Source organism: Chitinophaga varians (assembly GCF_012641275.1).
Taxonomy (GTDB): domain Bacteria; phylum Bacteroidota; class Bacteroidia; order Chitinophagales; family Chitinophagaceae; genus Chitinophaga; species Chitinophaga varians_A.
Genome location: NZ_JABAIA010000003.1, coordinates 1,564,257 through 1,582,766, shown reverse-complemented (window position 1 = coordinate 1,582,766; position 18,510 = coordinate 1,564,257). Strand labels below are relative to the sequence as shown.

The following is an 18,510-nucleotide window of genomic DNA, read 5'->3' as shown; positions in this document are numbered from 1 at the left end:
AAGGAGCAAAGGGCGCAAAGGAAATGTCAGGAAAAGACTACAACTGATCGTAATACAGATAATATGCAGCCTGATTGCAGCCGCCGATTACGCCCAGTCCGCCGATAGCATTATTGCGTAGCTGGATGGCCTGTATCAGGCTGTTCAGGCCGGGATTGCGCCTTACTTTTTCATAAGTGAGCAGAAAATCATAATACTCCGGTGTCACCGATTTTACATTCACCAGCACACGGCCAATGGGTATGTTATCTCCGGGAGTACTGGCGGTAAGCGCGGTGGCATTGAGGTACAGCCGGGTGTCAAGCGCTTTGGCGCGCTGAGTGAAAAGAATACTGTTGTAGTTTTCATTGAGGCCGCCCACCTGGTTGTTGTCTGCATTTTCATCCTGTGTGTAAACGGGGATACGCAGATAGCTGTTGAGGTACACAGTGTCCTTGAAGGAAACCAGGCCCGGTTCATTTTTCACCTGGTCGTACAATGTTCGTTTGTCGCGCACGCGATAGCGCGTGTTCCGGTAAATAAAGATCGTGTCCAGTTGCACCAGCTGCTTCAATGCTTCCATCACGATAAACTGCCGCCCGTTGGCTGGCGGCGCCTGCACATTGAAATGAAACCGCAGCACCGGACGTCCGTTCAGCGTGGTCCGTAAGGTGTCCAGCAGCTCCACTTTAATACCGGGAGGAATGGTTGTTTTTGCAGTCACATCTTTGGTATCGGGTACTTTTACCTGTACAATGTAGCTCTTGTTGGCGTCTATGCGGGTGTTGCCCCGGTAAAAGGCCATATTGCTGGAAGTGTCTTTTACATAATGCAACTGTTCAAGCAACTGGCTGTCGGCGTTTAGCAGTTGTGCCACAGCGTTCGTCACCGGCGCAAAATCATTGTTAATGTCCGGCCCTACAGGCTTGCTTTTGCCTACCCGCATCTCGGCTTTTTTCCCTGCTACCAGTTCACTGTAAACCACCGCTCTGGGTTTTATACTGGAAGGAGGCACCGGTAATTCATGTATACATCCTGTTAACACAGCAACGCAGAAAAGGCTCCCTATGTAAAACAAATACTTCATCCCTAAAATTTAAGCGTATAACTGATATAAGGTAAGGTCCTGAATAGGCTGTACTGGTACAACTGCAATGGATAAATCTCTGTGTCAAGCGATGTCACGAACTGGTCATAGCTGACAATAAAAGGATTGTTGCGCGAATACACATTATAAACGCCGGCCGTCAGCGTGTGCCGGACAGCCCGCGTAGCGCCCAGGTAAACGGTAGTTCCCAGGTCGAGATGGTGTACCGGGTTAAGGCGGAAATTATTGAGCCTGGTAATATAAGGCAGATAATTCAGCTGGGTATAGGCAAAAGGAGAGGCGCGCCCGTCCAGTTTACCATTGATGTTACGGCCCCAGTCATAGTCCGGGAAAATCTGTGCAGGCAGCGTGAATGGCGCGCCGCTGGCAAACTTCCAGGAGGCGGAGATACTCCAGCCCGGTTTTACGCGGTATTTAAGGGCCAGTGACAGATTATGCCGCCGGTCTTCTTTAAAGGGGTACATTTTACCAAAGTTGAACCAACGAAACTCCCGCCATGCCCAGGAAAGGGTATAGCTGAGGATACCGGTAAGCCTTCCTGTATTTTTTTCGAGCAGCAGCTCACTGCCGTAGTTGTACCCGGTGCCGCTGATCACTTTTTTCTCCCACAGGTCTGAATTGTCGAAGATGTTCAGCACCGTGTTGGTGGTCACGATATCTTTTAGCAGTTTATAATAGAGGTTGACATTGAACCGCCATTTGTTCTCCCATTGTTTTTGGTAGGAAAGGCTGTAGGAAAAGGCGTTTTCCGGCTTGATGTTTTCGGTGCTGGGCACCCACAGGTCGGTAGGGAGATTGATAACCGGCGTAGTCAGCTGATGGATGAACTGTGTCATGTGCGCATAGGAGGCCTGCACATATTGTTGCCGTGGGAGGTCCCAGCGTATCATCAGCCTGGGTTGCAGGCTGCTGTAGAAGGAGCCGCTCTGGGCCAGGGCGCCGAAATGCAGCCCCGGTCGCAGTGTCAGCCGGTCATTAAACAGGCGCAGTTCATCTTCACCATACAAGGTTATTTCCGACATATAGTATTTGGGGGCGGGCCGCTTGATGGCGTCGCCGCCGTCCACGTTACTGCTGTAGGCGGTAGGGGCAAAGTTGTGATAGGTGTACCCTCCGCCGAAAGACAGTTTTTGTATGTTGCTGATGGTATATTCCGTTTCATTGTGCAGGGCGATATCTCTGACACGCGAAACTCCCTGGCCGCTGAAAAAAGGCTGGTCGCTGGTCAGCCCTGCTTCGGACCGTTGGGTAAAGAGGTTATAAAAACGGCTGTAGGTAGCGGTGGTATTGGTGAACACCTTGGGAGAAATTACGCGGGTCCATTTCAGGGCGGCGGTAATATTGCTCCAGGCGAACTTGTAATCATCCAGCAGTGTGAAAACAGAATTGTCCTTAGGGATGACCATATTATCCTGTCCTTTATAGAAACTGAGGTAGATCCTGTTTTTATCGTCGATCAGCTGGTTGAGCTTAAAGTTAAGGTCGTAAAGCTGGTACTTGCCATATTGATGGGTAAGCTGCCTGCCATAGGCATCAATCAGTGACCGCCGGAAGGAGAGGAACATGGCGCTTTTATCTTTTGCCAGAGGGCCTTCCAGCTCGGTGCTGATGGACACGGGGCTGAGCGTGGCTTTGCCATGCCATTCCTTCATGTTGCCGTCGCGGGTACGGATGTCCACCACGGAGGAGAGGCGGCCGCCATAGCGGGCGGGGAAGGCGTCTTTGTACAAAGACACGTCTTTCACGGCGTCTCCGTTGAAAATGGAAAACAGGCCGAAGAGATGGCCGGTATGGTAGAGCGGCACACCGTCGAGCAGGTATAGGTTCTGGTCAGCGTTGCCGCCACGTATCAGCAGGTTGCTGCTGCTTTCAAGGGAGCTGCTGGCGCCGGGATACAGTTGAAGGGACTTCAATACGTCTTTTTCTCCCAGCAGGGCCGGAAAATTGGACACATATCCGACGGGCATTTTGATATAGCCTGCCTGCAGGGTGACAGAGTCCTGGTCGCCATTGACCACCACTGTTTGCAGCGGGTTGCGTGGCTGCATGTATATTTCCATCTGCCGGGCTTCCGAAAGGGGGAGTGGCAGTATGTAGGTCTCATAGCCCACATGAGAGAACACAATGCTGGTGCAGCTATCAGGCACCTGTACGCTGAAGAAGCCGTAAGCGTTGCTGGCAGCGCCGCGCCGGGTCACCGGGTCATATACGGACGCGCCGATGATCACCTCTTTGCTGTTTTCTTCCCTGATAAACCCGCTGATGGTATAATACTGGGTTTGAGAGGCTTCGCGTAGCAGGAATATTTTCCCGTTGATGGCCGCTGCCTGGATGCCGGTACCCTGCAGAATCGAGTTGAGCACCTGGCCGGTACTGTTTTCGTTGCCCGTCAGCTGCACTTTTTTGTTGAGATGCAGGAAGCTGGAACTATAGGAGATGCTGATGCCTGTCTGGCGCTGGATGTCCTGGATAAAGAAGAGGATGGAGCCTTCCCTGGAGGGAGGGGTATACGCCTGTTGCAGGATGGGCGCCTCTTTGGACTGAGCATGCAAAACTGCCGCGGGCGCAAGCACCAGCAGGCAGTTAAATATCAAGGTAAGAAAGTAGTTTATCCGTCTACTTGCCGATGACGATTGTATCGCCTTCCTGTTTGTAGTTGAAACCAAGCAAAAGTTGTAATTCATGCAAAACCTCGTCGCAAGACTGGTCCTGGAAGCTGATCGTAGCTTTTTGCTGTGCCGCAGTAGCCTGATAGCCATCCTCAATCCTGATGACTTTGCCGTAAAAGTCGGCTAATTGTGGCAATATTTCAACAAGTGATTGATCATTAAATTGCAAAATTCCTGTTTTCCATGCCATAAAGTTGGGATTGTCGTTGTTGACGGCGCTCAGCTGACCGTCTCCCCATGTACCTTTTTGGCCACTGGTAAGGATTACGGAAGAAGTATCGTTTTCCATGCCCAGTTTTACCTTGCCGGTAGAAACGATGACGGTGGTATGGGCATCGGCAGTTTTTACGGTGAAAGAAGTGCCCAGCACTTCCACAACAGACTGGTTGGGAGTTTTAACAAGGAAAGGGCGGTGTGGATCGGTGGCCACTTCAAAGAAGGCTTCACCTTCAAGGGTCACTACCCGCTCGGCTCCTTCGGAATATTTTATTTTGGCGCCGGGGCGCAGGGTGATCACTGATTTGTCAGCCAGTTCAAGGCTGTGGATTTTGCCGTCATTAGCAGCCAGTTCCTGCACTTTCAGGGAAGGACGGCTGGCTATCCACCAGGCGCCTACACTGAGGGATATGAGCAATACCGCGGCGGCAGCCAGCTTAACTACCGACATCCGGACGGTCTTTGCGGGCGTGGCAGGTTGTTGCAGTACCTGGTCCACCTTGCTCCAGGCTGCGGCGGCATTAAATTGTTTGTTTCCGGAAAGGCGAAGGCTGCGGGGAGCATCCTGCCATACCTGGACAGTTTTTGCGTAGGCGGCTTCATTATCAGGAGAGGCTTCCCGCCATTCCTGAAGAATTGCTTCCTCCTCAGGCGTGGAAATGGATGACAGCTTTTTTGCAATTATTTCATATATGTAGGTATCCATGTTATACAGTGTGTGCTCTGACATTAAAACGTAAGGAATGGCGTACACCCCCTAGTATTTGTTAATAATTTTTAACAAAAAAAATAAAAGAATCGGTAACCCGTACTGTCCCAGGTACTTACGCAATATTTTAAGTGCGCGTCCCATGTAATTTTCTACGGTTTTGGCTGACAAGCCCAGCTTTTCGGCCGTCTGCTGATGGGTCATTCCCTGAAGCCGGCAACAGGTGAACACCTCCCGGCATTGCGGCGGAAGGTTGGCTATCGCCTCATAAATCAGCTGTTCATAGAACGGTTTGGCCTCTGATATCTCCCGCGCGTCCGGGTCCTCACTGATATCAGCTACCCATTCAAAGCCCTTGTTGCCCGCCTCTTCGGCGGTGCGCTTGCGCAGGACGGATATGGAATTATTACGTACTGCCCTGTACAGGTAAGCCTTGATATTCGGTATCCCGATCAGTTCCCGGTGTTTCTGCCACAACCGGATAAAGGTCTCCTGTACTACATCCTCAGCTGCTGCATCATCATTCAGAAAACTGCTGGCATAATTACACAGTTCACTGTATAGAGAATGGAAAAGCTCATTATATGCTTGATAAGAAGGTGATGTTATCATTTAACCTTCATAGAGTTTTAGTAATGAATTGATCCCCGCTAATGTAGGCAATTTTTTATTTTCTCCCGATAGGGGGTTCTGTTAAAATCCGCGTTATAGGTATAACGCCTAAGCCTATATGCTGTATCGTCCATTAACTTATATGCTGTAATGTCCTTTCAGTTTTTAGTTTGTGTTTTTTTAGTTACCACCGGTTGCATATTCGTTATGCAACCGTTTTTTTTGCCTGCTGCATAATCTTACCCAATGCTGGTGCAATTTTCAGCATTATTTGCAATCCGCTTTCAGGGCCTTTAATTTAGGCGCGGCCTATGAAGGGCGTGCGAATTATGTATAAACAGATCAGTAATTTTTCCGTGGCGGCCATCGTCATGGCCCTGCTGGGCACACAGGCCAGCGGCCAGCAGTCGCCCATTTACCGGCAAGGATGGATAGACTTTAACAAAAACGGCAGGAAAGACATCTTTGAAGATCCTGCCCAGCCGGTGGAAAGCCGCGTGGCCGATCTGCTGTCGCAGATGACCCTGGATGAAAAAACCTGCCAGATGGCCACGCTGTACGGTTATGGACGGGTGCTCAAAGATGAAATGCCCACTCCGGAATGGAAGAATAAAGTGTGGAAAGACGGCATCGCCAATATCGACGAAGAACTGAACAGTCTCCCTTTTAATAATAAAGCCCGGACGCAGTGGTCATTCCCCTACAGCAAACATGCCAGCGCCATCAACACGGTACAGCGCTGGTTTATCGAGGAAACCCGCCTCGGCATCCCGGTGGACTTCACCAACGAAGCTATTCACGGCCTTTGTCATGACAGGGCCACGCCGTTTTGTGCCCCCATCGGCATAGGCAGCACCTGGAACAAGGCATTGGTGGCGCAGGCCGGCCATATTGCCGGCCGTGAGGCGCGGCTGCTGGGGTACACCAATATTTACGTGCCTATCCTCGACCCCGCCCGCGATCCCCGCTGGGGCCGCGTGGTGGAATGTTACGGTGAAGATCCTTTTCTGATCGCTGAACTGGGCAAACAAATGACCCTCGGCGTGCAAAGTGAAGGCGTGGCCGCCACCCTGAAACATTATGCTGTGTACAGCGTGCCTAAAGGAGGCCGTGATGGCGACGCCCGCACCGATCCCCATGTGGCGCCCCACGAAATGCACCAGATATTTCTGTACCCCTTCCGCCGCGTGATCCAGGAAGCGCGGCCCATGGGCGTTATGAGCAGCTACAACGACTGGGACGGGGAACCGGTGACAGGCAGCTACTATTTCCTGACCCAGCTGCTGCGCCAGGAATTTGGGTTCGATGGTTATGTAGTGTCCGACAGCGAAGCCGTGGAATACCTTTTTAGTAAACACCATGTGGCCTCAGACTATAAAGATGCCGTCAGACAGGCCGTGGAAGCGGGCCTTAATGTACGTACCAACTTCACCCCACCGGAAGATTACATCCTGCCGGTACGGGAACTGGTAAAAGAAGGCCGCCTTTCCATGAAAACGATCGACAGCCGCGTGGTCGACGTGCTACGGGTCAAATTCAGACTGGGACTGTTTGACAAGCCCTATACCGATCCCAAACTGGCCGATAGGGGCGTGCATACCCCCGAAGACGAGGCTTTTGCGCTGCAGCTGAACCGCGAATCGCTGGTATTGCTCAAAAATGAAAAGGAAACATTGCCACTCGATAAACATCAGCTGAAAAATATCCTGGTGACCGGTCCGCTGGCGGCGGCATCTACCCACGCCATCAGTCGTTACGGCCCGTCCAACAACCCGGTGACCACCGTGCTGGACGGTATCCGCCAACAGGTGGGCAAGACGGTCAACATACAATACGCCAAAGGTTGTGATATCGTCAATCCCGGATGGCCCGGCACGGAAATCATTCCCACGCCGCCGGACAGCGCCGAACAGGCCGGCATTGCGGAAGCCGTGGCCCTGGCCCGCCAGTCGGACGTGATCATTGCCGTAGTGGGCGAAGATGAAAAACGGGTGGGAGAGAGCCTTTCCCGCACAGACCTTTCCCTGCCCGGCCGCCAGTTACAGCTGTTACAGGCGCTTCATGCCACCGGCAAACCGGTCATAGCAGTGCTGATCAACGGCCAGCCGCTTACCATCAACTGGGAACAGCAGCACCTGCCTGCCATCCTGGAAGCCTGGTTCCCCGGGCCGCAGGGAGGCACTGCCATCGCTGAAACGCTCTTCGGAGATTATAACCCCGGCGGCCGCCTGTCGGTGACATTCCCTAAGTCCCTGGGGCAGATTGAACTGAACTTTCCGTACAAACCGGGATCACATGCCGGACAGCCTTCCTCTGGCAACAACGGCTTCGGGCGTACGAGCGTGAATGGTCCGCTGTATCCTTTCGGATATGGCCTCAGCTACACGTCGTTCGCTTATAACAACCTGCAGGTATCTCCCGAAAAACAATCCCCGCAGGGCGATATCCTGGTAAGCATGGAGGTAACCAACACGGGTAAACGAAAAGGGGATGAGGTGGTACAGCTCTATATAAAAGATAAAGTCAGCAGTGTGACCACCTACGTGATGCAGCTTCGTGGCTTCGAAAGAGTCACGCTGGGACCGGGCGAAAGGAAAACCGTGCAGTTTACCCTGCATCCCGATCACCTGGCGCTGCTGGACAAACATATGCAGTACACTGTAGAGCCAGGAGAATTTGAAGTGCAGGTCGGCAGTTCTTCGGAGGATATCCGGCTGCGTAAAAATTTTACCATCACCCCCTGATAAGCATCTTGCCCTGAACGGGACCGTCCCGGGAGGATTTCGTTCAGGGTTTGCTGTTAGGTTGTTTTTCACGGTTTTCATTTAGACTGATATATCACATTATTTATTATCTTGCCACCCCAAAAAACCTCCCTATGAGAAGATTAGCGAGTCTGTTAATCCTGGTGCCGGCAATGGCATTCTTTTCATGTAATAATAGCGGCGCCGCCAAAGAACCTGTTGCCGACAGTGTTAAAACCGTTGCTTTTGATTTTAAAGGATGGCTGAAGCATCTGAAACCCGTGGAAATGCCGTTGTACAGCTATGGCCTGGAAAATATTGACAGCACCCTCGGACCTTTTGCGCAAAGCGGTTTTTACAGTGTTTCTGCCGGTATTTTGTCCAGGCAGAAAAACTATATCGCCATTGCAGCGCAATGTATGTATAAGAAAGACGACCAGACGTCTGTCATGTTGTTGCTGATCTATAGCCCTGAAGGGAAAGAAATTGCCCGACAGGAGATAGGTATGGACAAAGAAGAAACCAAAAACGGCGAAAGCAATGCTGTGCATAAATGGCCGGAGTTTATCAACGACAGTACCTTCTGGGTGAAGGAAAGCTGGTACACCCGGAAGAAGGACGCTACTGACGGAGAAAGCAAAGCCCGTATAAAACAATTCCGTATTACCGGTCAGGGATTGGTGGAAGCGGTGCCGCAGGAAACCATTCCTTTTGATACTTACGCCAGCCGCTTTAAAACACTGGCAACACCTTTCACCGTTCAATGGAACATGACCGGTTTACAGCCCGTATCTTTGCTTACGCCCTACTACGATTTCAGTGAGCTGATTTATTTCGAGAAAATCAAATTGTACCACTATGGGAGAATAAATGTTCCCGGAAAAGGTGTTTACCTGCTGTATTCGGCAGGACCGCTGGAAAGCGGAGAGTCTGTAATGGATTCCACGGTGCAGCTGGTGTATTATACGCCCGACGGGAAAGAAAGCAGTAGTGTAAGACTGAACGGTTACACCGGTTCTGAAGGGATCTATGAATCTGCCAGCCATGCGGCTATCGCTGCAGATGGCACCATCACGGTAACAGAAGAAACCAACGATGAAGGTGTTGGCGGAGATCTGTTCTTTACATACCGGCTGGAAGACGATATGAAATATATCCCGGCCGGAGGCGCAAAATTCAAGCGGCAGCTGGTGGGCAGGAATTTTATTGCTGACGACTTTACTCCGGCAGACCTGAAAGAACTGCTGGCGTCCAGGAGGAACAACTACAACGGCACCATGGAAATGGACACGGAATTTGATCAGTCAATGTTTACCATTCCCGGAAATGAAACCATTTATGTGCGGTTGCATGTGTACGATAACGGTACGGAGCAGCTGGTGGAAATCTACACCGTAGGTACCGACCTTCGGGTGCTGGACCGTTATGTGGCCTATAACAACCTGAAGAAAATACCTTATGAGAAAGCCTCCGCTCATGATAATATTTCGGTGGAAGGTGAAATAGAAAAAGATGACAGCGCTGCGAAAAAATTAACGCTGGAAGGCCCGGCGATGATGACCCTGAAAGACAAACTAATCGTGATTACGCCACAGGGAAAGTTTGAAGTGCGTAACTAATAATCAGCCACATGAGATATTATCTGCCTTTGTTAACCTCGCTGTTCCTGTTTGCCTGTGGCACTCCTGAAAAGGGCCACCAGCAAACAGGGACTGACAGCACCCGGGCCAATACGGCCGAAATAAAATCATGGCTGGAGAAGTTGCCGGTCATAAAATCGGAGAATGGTTCATTCTATCTGGTCAGGGAGACAGCTCCCGGCCCGCTCGGTGACCGGAAATTTAAAAAGTTTTCTGCCGGAAAACTGGAGGGTACCCGGAAGTTCATCCCTGTTCTGGCAGAATATGAATTTGATGCGGAAGGCCAGATACTGTCATCACAGTTGCTGGTCACGTTTACGCCTGATGGAAAAGAAATTTCCCGCCAGGAAGTGGGTGGCCTCCGTTTGACGGCTGCCGGCGGGTCCGAGGATTTGCGCAGCTGGCCTGTGTTGTTCAATGATTCCACTATTGAAGTAAGGGAAGCCCGCCCCCAGGGCAAATCCGAAGTGCGGCAGTATGTACTCACAGCCGCAGGAGATATCCGGGCTTTACCTATAGAAAAGGGCGGGTTTGAAGAATACGCTTCCCGTTTCCCTGCTTTACAGCTGCCATTCACCGTAGTCAGCCCTGTATTCGCAAAGCTTCGGGAAGTATCACATCTTTCTCCCTGGTTTTCCTATGAGGAAGTAATCGGCTATGACAAGTTGAATATGTTCCATTATGGCAAGGTTACCGCTCCGGGAAAACCACTGTTACTGCTATACGCTTATGCGCCTGCCAATGATGACGGAGCAGACCTGGACACCGCCGTGCAGGTGGCGGCCTGCAAGGCTGACGGCAGCGTCACCGACCAGAAGACCTTGTACGGAAGACTTTCAGGGGAGGGGATTGAACGGCGTTGGCGGAAAGCGGAAATTCAGCAGGACGGAAGTATTACTGTAGAAGAATCGAATGTGAACGATGGCGAAATGGCCTCCTGGGAGCTGACCAGCACAGAGACAAGGCTCGTCACTTATCGCCTGGACGCCGAAGGGAAGTTTCAACCGGAAATCCGCGGTATCACCTTTGCAGTTCCCGGGTATTCCCTTCCCGCACTTAAAGCAATATTTGAACACAACAAAGAACAGCTCGCAAAAAAAGAAGGGGAGCATATTACAGAAATATTGTTTGGCATACAGGACCGCATGCCCTTTGGGATAATGGTGTGGGTACACGTTTATCAACATGGCCAACAACAGCTGGCGGAGCTGTTTACAACAGACGATACCAAAAAGGTGCTTGACCGGTACGTATTATACAACTATCCGGAAGCTTCGGCCTACCAGGCGGTGAAGATACCGCTGGAAGGAGGAGACGACAAAGCATATCCTGCGACCAATTTAACAGGGCCGGTCACTATTCAGCTGGGAGAAACCATTTTACAGGTGACGCCGGAAGGGAAGTTCATCAAGCCGTAAAACATATAACACATCAATTTGGCAGCGGGCCAAAGCGGGAACGATACTTGCATCGTTTCTGCTTTGGCCCGCAATTCGTATTTTCACATAAAACCATGTAGTATGTCCGGAACTTTCACAAAACTGAAGAACGCCTATCAGCTGTTGAAGAGCATAGATTTTAAAATGCTGGCGAAGCTGTCGGAGAAAGTAGATCTCCCGCAGGTGATGGCGTCTGTCGCTAAAATGGATGACAACCAGCTGAATGGACTGATGAAAATGTTGACCAGCAGAGGCAGCAAGAAAAAACTGCCGCCGGTGGATGGTGATTTTTATGATATCAGCAGCCGCCTGAATGCGGAAGACCGGGCGCTGCAGCTGAAGGTACGTGCCTTTATGGAGAAAGAGATACAGCCTATCGTCAATGAATACTGGCTTAAAGCCGAATTTCCGTTTGAGATCATTCCCAAATTCAGGGAACTGAATATTTGCGGCGTGACCTACGATGGGTATGGTTGCCCTAACCGCAGTTACCTGATGGAAGGCATCATCGCCATGGAGATGGCACGGGTGGATGCTTCCATTGCTACGTTCTTCGGCGTGCAAAGCGGCCTGGCCATGGGCGCTATTTACATGCTGGGGTCCGAATCCCAGAAAGACGAATGGCTGCCGGGCATGCAACAACTGAATACCATCGGAGCTTTCGGGCTCACAGAGCCGGAAGTAGGGTCAGGTGCTGCCGGAGGCCTCACTACCACGGCTAAACGGGAAGGGGATACCTGGGTGCTGAACGGCCAGAAAAAATGGATCGGCAACGCCACCTTCGCAGATGTGATCGTGATATGGGCGCGGGACGTGGACGACAACCAGGTAAAGGGTTTCCTGCTCAGGAAAGGCACGCCGGGATTATCGGTAGAAAAGATGCACGATAAAATGGCGCTACGCATTGTGCAGAATGGGCTGATAACGATGAAAGACTGCCGGGTGGCCGAGTCTGACCGGTTGCAGCGGGCCAACAGTTTCCGCGATACGAGCCGCGTGCTCCGTATGACAAGGGCCAGTGTTGCCTGGGAAGCAGTAGGATGCGCCCGTGGCGCATACGAGAACGCATTGGCGTATACCCGTACCCGTGAGCAGTTCGGCAAACCCATTGCCTCTTTTCAGTTGATACAGGGGCACCTGGTGGAGATGTTGTCCAACCTCACAGCTATGCAGACCATGGTGTACCGGTTGTCAGAGATACAGGACGAAGGTGGTTTGAAAGACGAGCATGCCTCCCTGGCCAAAGTATTCTGTACGCTGCGTACCCGCGATGTAGTGAGGGGCGCCCGGGAAGTGATGGGTGGCAACGGTATCCTGCTGGAATACAATGTGGCCCGGTTTGTGGCGGACGCGGAAGCTATTTATTCTTATGAAGGCACCAAAGAAATCAATTCTCTCATTGTCGGAAGGGCTATCACCGGTTTCAGCGCTTTTGTATAAAAAATCAGAATCTTTTTATAGATTTAAGGGCTTCCCGGGTTATGCGGCGAAGCCCTTTATTATTTTAAAAATCCGTTATGAATTCATCGAACCGTCGAAATTTCCTGAAAAACGTATCCATGGGAACCCTGGCAGCTGTCAGTATTCCCCATATCGTGTCCGCTGCCGTGTCTGCTGACAAAAGCAAAAAAGTGACGCTTAAAAAAGAAGGCGTTATTCTCTTCCAGGGCGATTCCATTACTGATGTGGGCCGCAAGCGCGATGCCATGGACGCCAATAACGGCGCTGCGTTAGGGGGCGGATATCCGCACCTGGCAGCCGCACATCTGCTGCTGAAACGGCCGGGTGATAACCTGAAGTTTTACAACAAAGGTATCAGCGGCAATAAAGTATTCCAGCTGGCTGAGCGCTGGGATGCAGATTGCCTGCAACTGAAGCCGGACGTGCTCAGCATCCTGGTAGGCGTGAATGATTTCTGGCACACGCTTAATGGTAATTATAAAGGTACCTCCAAAGTGTACCGCGATGACTATGACAAACTGCTGGACCGCACCAAACAGGCTTTGCCTGACGTGCAACTCATCATCGGTGAGCCATATGCCGTCAAGGGCGTGAAAGCAGTCGACGACAAATGGTACCCTACGTTTAATGAATACCGTGCGGCCGCCCGGGAGCTGGCCGACAAATACAAAGCGGTCTTTATTCCTTATCAGGCTATTTATGACAAAGCCATTCAGGCAGCACCTGCGGCCTACTGGACGCCGGACGGCGTGCATCCCAGCGTGGCGGGCGCTCAACTGATGGCGGAAGCCTGGCTCCAATGCGTTAAATAAGCTATTCCCTGCAGGCAGGACAGCCCACGTCCTGCCTGCATTAACTGCCTGTTTTTTCAATTAAGTGTTTCTACTGAAGCCCGGGCCTGCCGGCTATTGTAGGTTTGCATCATCATAAATAAACACTTAGTCATGAAAAAATGGTTCCCCAAAACAGGGATGGTGTTTTGTGCCATCGCAGGTATGCTGTTGTTTGCCCACTGCAAAAAAGACAAACAGGACAACCCCAAAGATCCTTCCTTCAAAGAATTCCTGATCGGTAAAAAATGGCAACTGTCCGCATACACTGCCAATCCCGGTATGGACGATGGCGAAGGCCATGTTATCACAGACATTTACGCTGTCTTTCCCGCATGCATGAAAGATGATTTTACAGAATATTTTGCAGATGGCACCGGTGCTGAAGACGAAGGCGCGACCAAATGCGCTGCGGGAAATCCTCAGCGACGGACTTTCAACTGGAACCTCAAAGCAGATGGTACACTCGAAGGGCGGGGAGATGATGATTTTACAGGCACCTACCGCGCCGAAAAAATCAGCAACACCAGTTATAAAGTGACAGGGACAGGGCATTTCAAGGATGATCCGGCCCAACGTACCATCGTGCTCACGTTCAAAGCGATTTAAACGGAAAGGAAAAGGAAAGATATTTCGGTGGTGATTAGATGTGGGACAGTCTTCTTCGGAAGGCTGTCCTTTTATTTGCGCGGAAGGTTTATTACATTTGCTACATACACACACGAAATTCCCGTTATGAAACCGTTTATTATCTTCATGCTGATGCTTGCACCTTACGCCATGACTCAGGCCCAACACAAAGAAACGATTCATTTATGGCCAGGCGCCGTGCCCGGCGAAACCGGTGCGCGCCATCCCGCCGTTGCCACACCGGATACCAGCAACAGCGTTGTACGCCTTACCGACGTGACAGATCCTGTATTGGAAGTATACCCTGCCAATCCGGCCCATGCTAAAAATATAGGCGTGATCGTTTGTCCGGGCGGTAGCTACAGCATCCTGGCTATCAACCTCGAAGGCTATGAAATTGCGAAATGGCTCAATCAGCTGGGCTATACAGCGTTTGTGCTGCAGTACCGTGTACCTAAAAAGGAGGCGGGCGCATTGCAGGACGCACAACGTGCCATGCGCATTGTGCGCAGCCGCGCGAAAGAGTGGAAGCTGGACCCTGAAAAAATAGGCATGATGGGTTTTTCTGCCGGCGGAAGCCTGACAGCAAGAACGTCTACGCAGTATAACGTTAAAACCTATACGCCGGTAGATAAAGCTGATTCGCTCTCTGCCCGTCCAGCCTTCGGCATGCTGATCTATCCCGCTTATCTCGACAAGGGAGAGGGGCGTAAACTGACACCGGAGCTGACGATAGATAAACAAACACCACCGATGTTCCTTTTTGCCACTGCTGATGATTATTTTGGCAACAGCGCCCTTGTAATGGCCGGTGCCCTGCGTGATGCCGGCGTAGCGGTGGAGCTGCATTTTTATGCTAAAGGCGGCCATGGTTACGGCCTCCGCCCGGGCAACAGCGCCGCGGAAGTATGGCCGTCGCTGGCAGCCAAATGGATGGAACACCTCAACATCCGATAATCCTGTAAATCTCTTCCCGGATTATATAAAACTTCCGGCGATATAATCGGCAATTTTACAACCAAGTAAAACACACAGTTGTAATATTTAAAACCGAAATCGCCATGGAAAAACACCAACACATGCATATGCACATGGACCACGATCATCACGATCGTGAACCGGAGGCCAACGCCCACACCGGCCACGTCCATGAACATACGGAGCATCAGGACCACTCCCGGCATACACCGCATGCAGGACATCCTGGTCATGATGCCCACGCGGGCCATGCGGGGCACGATCATCACGCCATGATCCGTGACTTCCGCCAACGGTTTTATGTGGTGTTGGTGCTCACCGTACCGGTCATGCTGTTGTCGAAAATGATACAGCACTGGATGGGTCTGGCCATCAGTTTCCCTGGCGATAACTACCTCTTGCTCGGCCTTTCTGCCGTAATTTTCTTTTATGGCGGATGGCCTTTTCTGTCCGGCTGGTGGTCTGAGATGCGGATGCGTAATCCCGGTATGATGACGCTGATCGGCTTTGCGATCACGGTGGCTTTTATTTACAGCGTGGCCACCCTGTTTGGTTTGCAGGGCATGGACTTTTTCTGGGAGCTGGCCACCCTGATCCTCATCATGTTGCTGGGACACTGGATTGAAATGAAATCTGTTGCCGGCGCTTCGCGCGAACTGGAGCTGCTGGTACAGCTCATGCCAGCGGAAGCCCACCTGGTGGAAGGTGATAATATCCGTGAAGTGAAGACCGACAGCCTGCAGCCGGGCGATGTCGTACTCATCAAACCAGGCGAAAAAGTTGCCGCCGACGGTGCCATCACAGCAGGCAGCAGCTACCTGAATGAATCCATGCTGACAGGCGAATCCAAACCAGTGAAAAAAAGTACAGGCGACAGGGTTATAGCCGGATCTATCAACGGCAACCAGGCTTTGCAGGTAAAAGTATCTCACAACGCGGCGTCTTCCTATCTGTCGCAGGTCATCAAACTGGTCAATGATGCGCAGCAGGCCAAGTCCAATACACAGCTGCTGGCCGACAAGGCAGCCCGGTGGCTGACCATCATCGCTATTGTGGCGGGTATCGCCACTTTTGCCTACTGGCGTATCGATGGACAGTCTGTTTCTTTTGCGATGGAACGTATGGTGACGGTGATCGTTATCTGCTGCCCGCATGCGTTGGGCCTGGCCGTACCCCTGGTAGTGGCCCGCTCTACCACGATGGCGGCCAAAAACGGCCTGCTCATCAAAAACAGGACAGCCTTTGAAAATGCCCGTAAAATCACCACGCTGGTATTCGATAAAACCGGTACGCTCACCGTGGGCAAATTCCAGGTGGTACAACTGGAAACGCTGGACAACCGCTTCAGCAAACAAGACGTGCTGACGCTCGCGGCAGCCGTGGAACAACAATCAGAACATCCTATCGCGACCGGTATTGTTGACAAAGCCCGTGCGGAAGGCCTGCAAATACCCGCTGCCAGTGATATGCAGGCAATGGCAGGTAAGGGCATCAGTGCTGTGGTCCATGGAAAAAAAGTGCAGGTAGTGAGCCCGGCTTATGCGAAGGAACAGTTTCCGCAACAGGCAGCTGTGGAGCAGTCTGATACCGGCACATTGTCTTTCGTGATCGTGGATGGCCAGCCGGCAGGTTATATCGTACTGGCAGATGAAATCAGGCCGGAGTCATTGCCCGCTATCCAGGCATTGAAAAAAGAACATATTGCCAGCGTACTGCTCACTGGCGACAACAAAAAGGTGGCAGCCGCCGTGGCGCAACAACTTCAACTGGACAACTATATCGCGGAAGTGTTGCCGCATCAGAAACTGGAAGAGATCAAAAAATTGCAGGACGCCGGGCAGTTTGTAGCGATGACAGGCGACGGCATCAACGACGCGCCGGCACTGGCGCAGGCGGACATTGGCATCGCTATCGGCTCCGGTTCTGATATCGCCGCGGAAACAGCCGGTATCGTGCTGGTCAACAGTAATCCGCAGGACATCGTCAGCCTGGTGCGTTTTGGTAAAGCCACCTACCGCAAGATGATCCAGAACCTGGCCTGGGCCACCGGCTACAACGTGGTCACCATGCCGCTGGCCGCAGGAGTGCTTTACCATTGGGGCATCCTGTTGAGTCCCGCCGCCGGTGCGGTACTGATGACGGTGAGTACCGTCATAGTAGCTATCAACGCCAGATTGCTGAAATTATAACGTTTCATTATTAGCATTTACAGTAAATAATTCTATACATTTGGCGGAGATGTTTCTAAAAACCTGTTAACATGGGAATATTTGATAAACTCCGGAATGAATTTATTGACATTATTGAGTGGACAGACCCGTCCGCTGACACCATTGTATGGAAGTTTCCCCGCTACCAGAATGAAATAAAAATGAACGCCAAACTGACGGTGAGAGAATCGCAGGTGGCTGTTTTTATGAACGAAGGTAAAATAGCGGATGTTTTTCAGCCAGGCATGTATACGCTGACCACACAGAACATGCCTATACTGACCACCCTACAGGGATGGAAATACGGGTTTAACAGCCCTTTTAAAGCGGATGTGTTTTTCATCAGCATGCGGCAGTTCACCAACCAGAAATGGGGTACCAAAAACCCGGTGATGTTGCGTGACGCCGAGTTCGGACCGCTGCGCCTGCGCGCTTTCGGCAGCTACGCTTTCCGTGTGAAAGACGCAGCCCAGTTCCTGAAAGAAATCGCGGCCACCAACCCGGAATATACGGTTGACGGTATCAACGAGCAACTGCGTAACCTCGCCGTTTCCCGTGGTATGGACGCCATTGCGGAAGCTAAAATCCCTGTGCTGGACCTGGCAGCCAAATACGATGAAGTATCCCAGCTGATCACAGATAAAATACGGCCGGAGTTCAATGAACTGGGCCTTGAACTGACGAAATTCCTCATTGAAAATATCTCCCTTCCTCCGGAAGTGGAGGAGGCGCTGGACAAACGCAGCAGCATGGGTATTGTTGGCAATCTCGGTGCGTATGCGCAGTTCCAGGCTGCCAACGCCATGGAAAAAGCGGCGGAAAATCCGTCCGGCGGCGGACTGGCAGCTGCCGGTCTGGGTGCCGGCATGGGCGCTGCCATGATGGGACAGGTAGGGAATGTGTTCCAGAACAACCAGGCAAACCAACAGCAACCTGCCGGTGGCCCGGGCGTACCGCCGCCATTGCCGGGCACCGAGCCTTTCTTTGTGGCAGTTGATGGTAAACAGGCCGGCCCTTACAACATGGACCAGCTGCGTCAGCTGGCCGCTTCCGGCGGACTGCAACATCAGACGCTGGTATGGAAAACAGGCATGGCCGCATGGACAGCTGCATCAGCAGTACCTGAACTGGCGCCTGTATTGGCTACCATCCCACCACCATTACCCTAAACCAATTACGAATTACAAATTACGAATTACGAATTGAGATCTTCCTCGTGGCGCTATCACTTGATAGCCGCCCTATAAGACAGCCTTCAATTCGTAATTCGTAATTCGTAATTTGT

General features: G+C 51.6%; 13 protein-coding genes. 9 read left to right on the top strand and 4 right to left on the bottom strand.

Annotated features, from left to right (window positions below):
• Positions 1–37: 37 nt before the first annotated feature.
• The 4 genes from HGH92_RS29105 to HGH92_RS29090 are packed head-to-tail and all read right to left on the bottom strand — an operon-like array spanning position 38 to position 5,293.
• Positions 38–1,066, bottom strand: a complete 1,029-nt coding sequence (locus HGH92_RS29105) for a DUF4249 family protein (RefSeq protein ID WP_168874321.1) — start codon at positions 1,064–1,066, stop codon at positions 38–40.
• Positions 1,067–1,068: 2 nt separating this feature from the next.
• On the bottom strand, positions 1,069–3,681 hold the full coding sequence (locus HGH92_RS29100; RefSeq protein WP_168874320.1) for a TonB-dependent receptor: 2,613 nt from the start codon (positions 3,679–3,681) through the stop codon (positions 1,069–1,071).
• Between the two features lie 22 nt (positions 3,682–3,703).
• A complete protein-coding gene (locus HGH92_RS29095) occupies positions 3,704–4,678 on the bottom strand; it encodes a FecR family protein (RefSeq protein WP_168874319.1) in 975 nt (324 codons plus the stop codon).
• Between the two features lie 51 nt (positions 4,679–4,729).
• On the bottom strand, positions 4,730–5,293 hold the full coding sequence (locus tag HGH92_RS29090) for an RNA polymerase sigma-70 factor (RefSeq protein WP_168874318.1): 564 nt from the start codon (positions 5,291–5,293) through the stop codon (positions 4,730–4,732).
• 329 nt (positions 5,294–5,622) lie between these two features.
• On the opposite strand from HGH92_RS29090, the gene HGH92_RS29085 reads away from it, so the two are divergent.
• The 9 genes from HGH92_RS29085 (at position 5,623) to HGH92_RS29045 (ending at position 18,394) form a co-directional block, all read left to right on the top strand.
• On the top strand, positions 5,623–8,037 hold the full coding sequence (locus HGH92_RS29085) for a glycoside hydrolase family 3 C-terminal domain-containing protein (protein ID WP_247655070.1): 2,415 nt from the start codon (positions 5,623–5,625) through the stop codon (positions 8,035–8,037).
• Positions 8,038–8,171: 134 nt separating this feature from the next.
• Positions 8,172–9,656 (top strand): hypothetical protein, encoded by a 1,485-nt coding sequence (locus tag HGH92_RS29080; protein WP_168874317.1) that lies wholly within the window; start codon positions 8,172–8,174, stop codon positions 9,654–9,656.
• 11 nt (positions 9,657–9,667) lie between these two features.
• Positions 9,668–11,095, top strand: coding sequence for a hypothetical protein (locus HGH92_RS29075; RefSeq protein WP_168874316.1), 1,428 nt, complete (start codon positions 9,668–9,670; stop codon positions 11,093–11,095).
• A gap of 102 nt (positions 11,096–11,197) precedes the next feature.
• Entirely contained in the window at positions 11,198–12,556 is a 1,359-nt protein-coding gene (locus HGH92_RS29070) for an acyl-CoA dehydrogenase family protein (RefSeq protein ID WP_168874315.1), read from the top strand.
• A gap of 77 nt (positions 12,557–12,633) precedes the next feature.
• A complete protein-coding gene (locus tag HGH92_RS29065) occupies positions 12,634–13,389 on the top strand; it encodes an SGNH/GDSL hydrolase family protein (RefSeq protein ID WP_168874314.1) in 756 nt (251 codons plus the stop codon).
• Between the two features lie 132 nt (positions 13,390–13,521).
• Positions 13,522–14,016, top strand: a complete 495-nt coding sequence (locus tag HGH92_RS29060; protein WP_168874313.1) for a hypothetical protein — start codon at positions 13,522–13,524, stop codon at positions 14,014–14,016.
• A gap of 126 nt (positions 14,017–14,142) precedes the next feature.
• On the top strand, positions 14,143–14,994 hold the full coding sequence (locus HGH92_RS29055; RefSeq protein ID WP_168874312.1) for an alpha/beta hydrolase: 852 nt from the start codon (positions 14,143–14,145) through the stop codon (positions 14,992–14,994).
• A 104-nt stretch (positions 14,995–15,098) separates the two neighbouring features.
• Positions 15,099–17,204, top strand: a complete 2,106-nt coding sequence (locus HGH92_RS29050; protein WP_168874311.1) for a copper-translocating P-type ATPase — start codon at positions 15,099–15,101, stop codon at positions 17,202–17,204.
• 71 nt (positions 17,205–17,275) lie between these two features.
• On the top strand, positions 17,276–18,394 hold the full coding sequence (locus HGH92_RS29045) for an SPFH domain-containing protein (protein WP_168874310.1): 1,119 nt from the start codon (positions 17,276–17,278) through the stop codon (positions 18,392–18,394).
• The last annotated feature ends 116 nt before the right edge of the window (positions 18,395–18,510 follow it).

What these genes read in the sequence shown, in the direction of transcription:
- HGH92_RS29105 (WP_168874321.1), bottom strand. Translation starts at nt 1,066, where the DNA reads ATGAAGTATTTGTTTTACATAGGGAGCCTTTTCTGCGTTGCTGTGTTA.
- HGH92_RS29095 (WP_168874319.1), bottom strand. Translation starts at nt 4,678, where the DNA reads ATGGATACCTACATATATGAAATAATTGCAAAAAAGCTGTCATCCATT.
- HGH92_RS29090 (WP_168874318.1), bottom strand. Translation starts at nt 5,293, where the DNA reads ATGATAACATCACCTTCTTATCAAGCATATAATGAGCTTTTCCATTCT.
- HGH92_RS29085 (WP_247655070.1), top strand. Translation starts at nt 5,623, where the DNA reads ATGTATAAACAGATCAGTAATTTTTCCGTGGCGGCCATCGTCATGGCC.
- HGH92_RS29080 (WP_168874317.1), top strand. Translation starts at nt 8,172, where the DNA reads ATGAGAAGATTAGCGAGTCTGTTAATCCTGGTGCCGGCAATGGCATTC.
- HGH92_RS29075 (WP_168874316.1), top strand. Translation starts at nt 9,668, where the DNA reads ATGAGATATTATCTGCCTTTGTTAACCTCGCTGTTCCTGTTTGCCTGT.
- HGH92_RS29070 (WP_168874315.1), top strand. Translation starts at nt 11,198, where the DNA reads ATGTCCGGAACTTTCACAAAACTGAAGAACGCCTATCAGCTGTTGAAG.
- HGH92_RS29065 (WP_168874314.1), top strand. Translation starts at nt 12,634, where the DNA reads ATGAATTCATCGAACCGTCGAAATTTCCTGAAAAACGTATCCATGGGA.
- HGH92_RS29060 (WP_168874313.1), top strand. Translation starts at nt 13,522, where the DNA reads ATGAAAAAATGGTTCCCCAAAACAGGGATGGTGTTTTGTGCCATCGCA.
- HGH92_RS29055 (WP_168874312.1), top strand. Translation starts at nt 14,143, where the DNA reads ATGAAACCGTTTATTATCTTCATGCTGATGCTTGCACCTTACGCCATG.
- HGH92_RS29050 (WP_168874311.1), top strand. Translation starts at nt 15,099, where the DNA reads ATGGAAAAACACCAACACATGCATATGCACATGGACCACGATCATCAC.
- HGH92_RS29045 (WP_168874310.1), top strand. Translation starts at nt 17,276, where the DNA reads ATGGGAATATTTGATAAACTCCGGAATGAATTTATTGACATTATTGAG.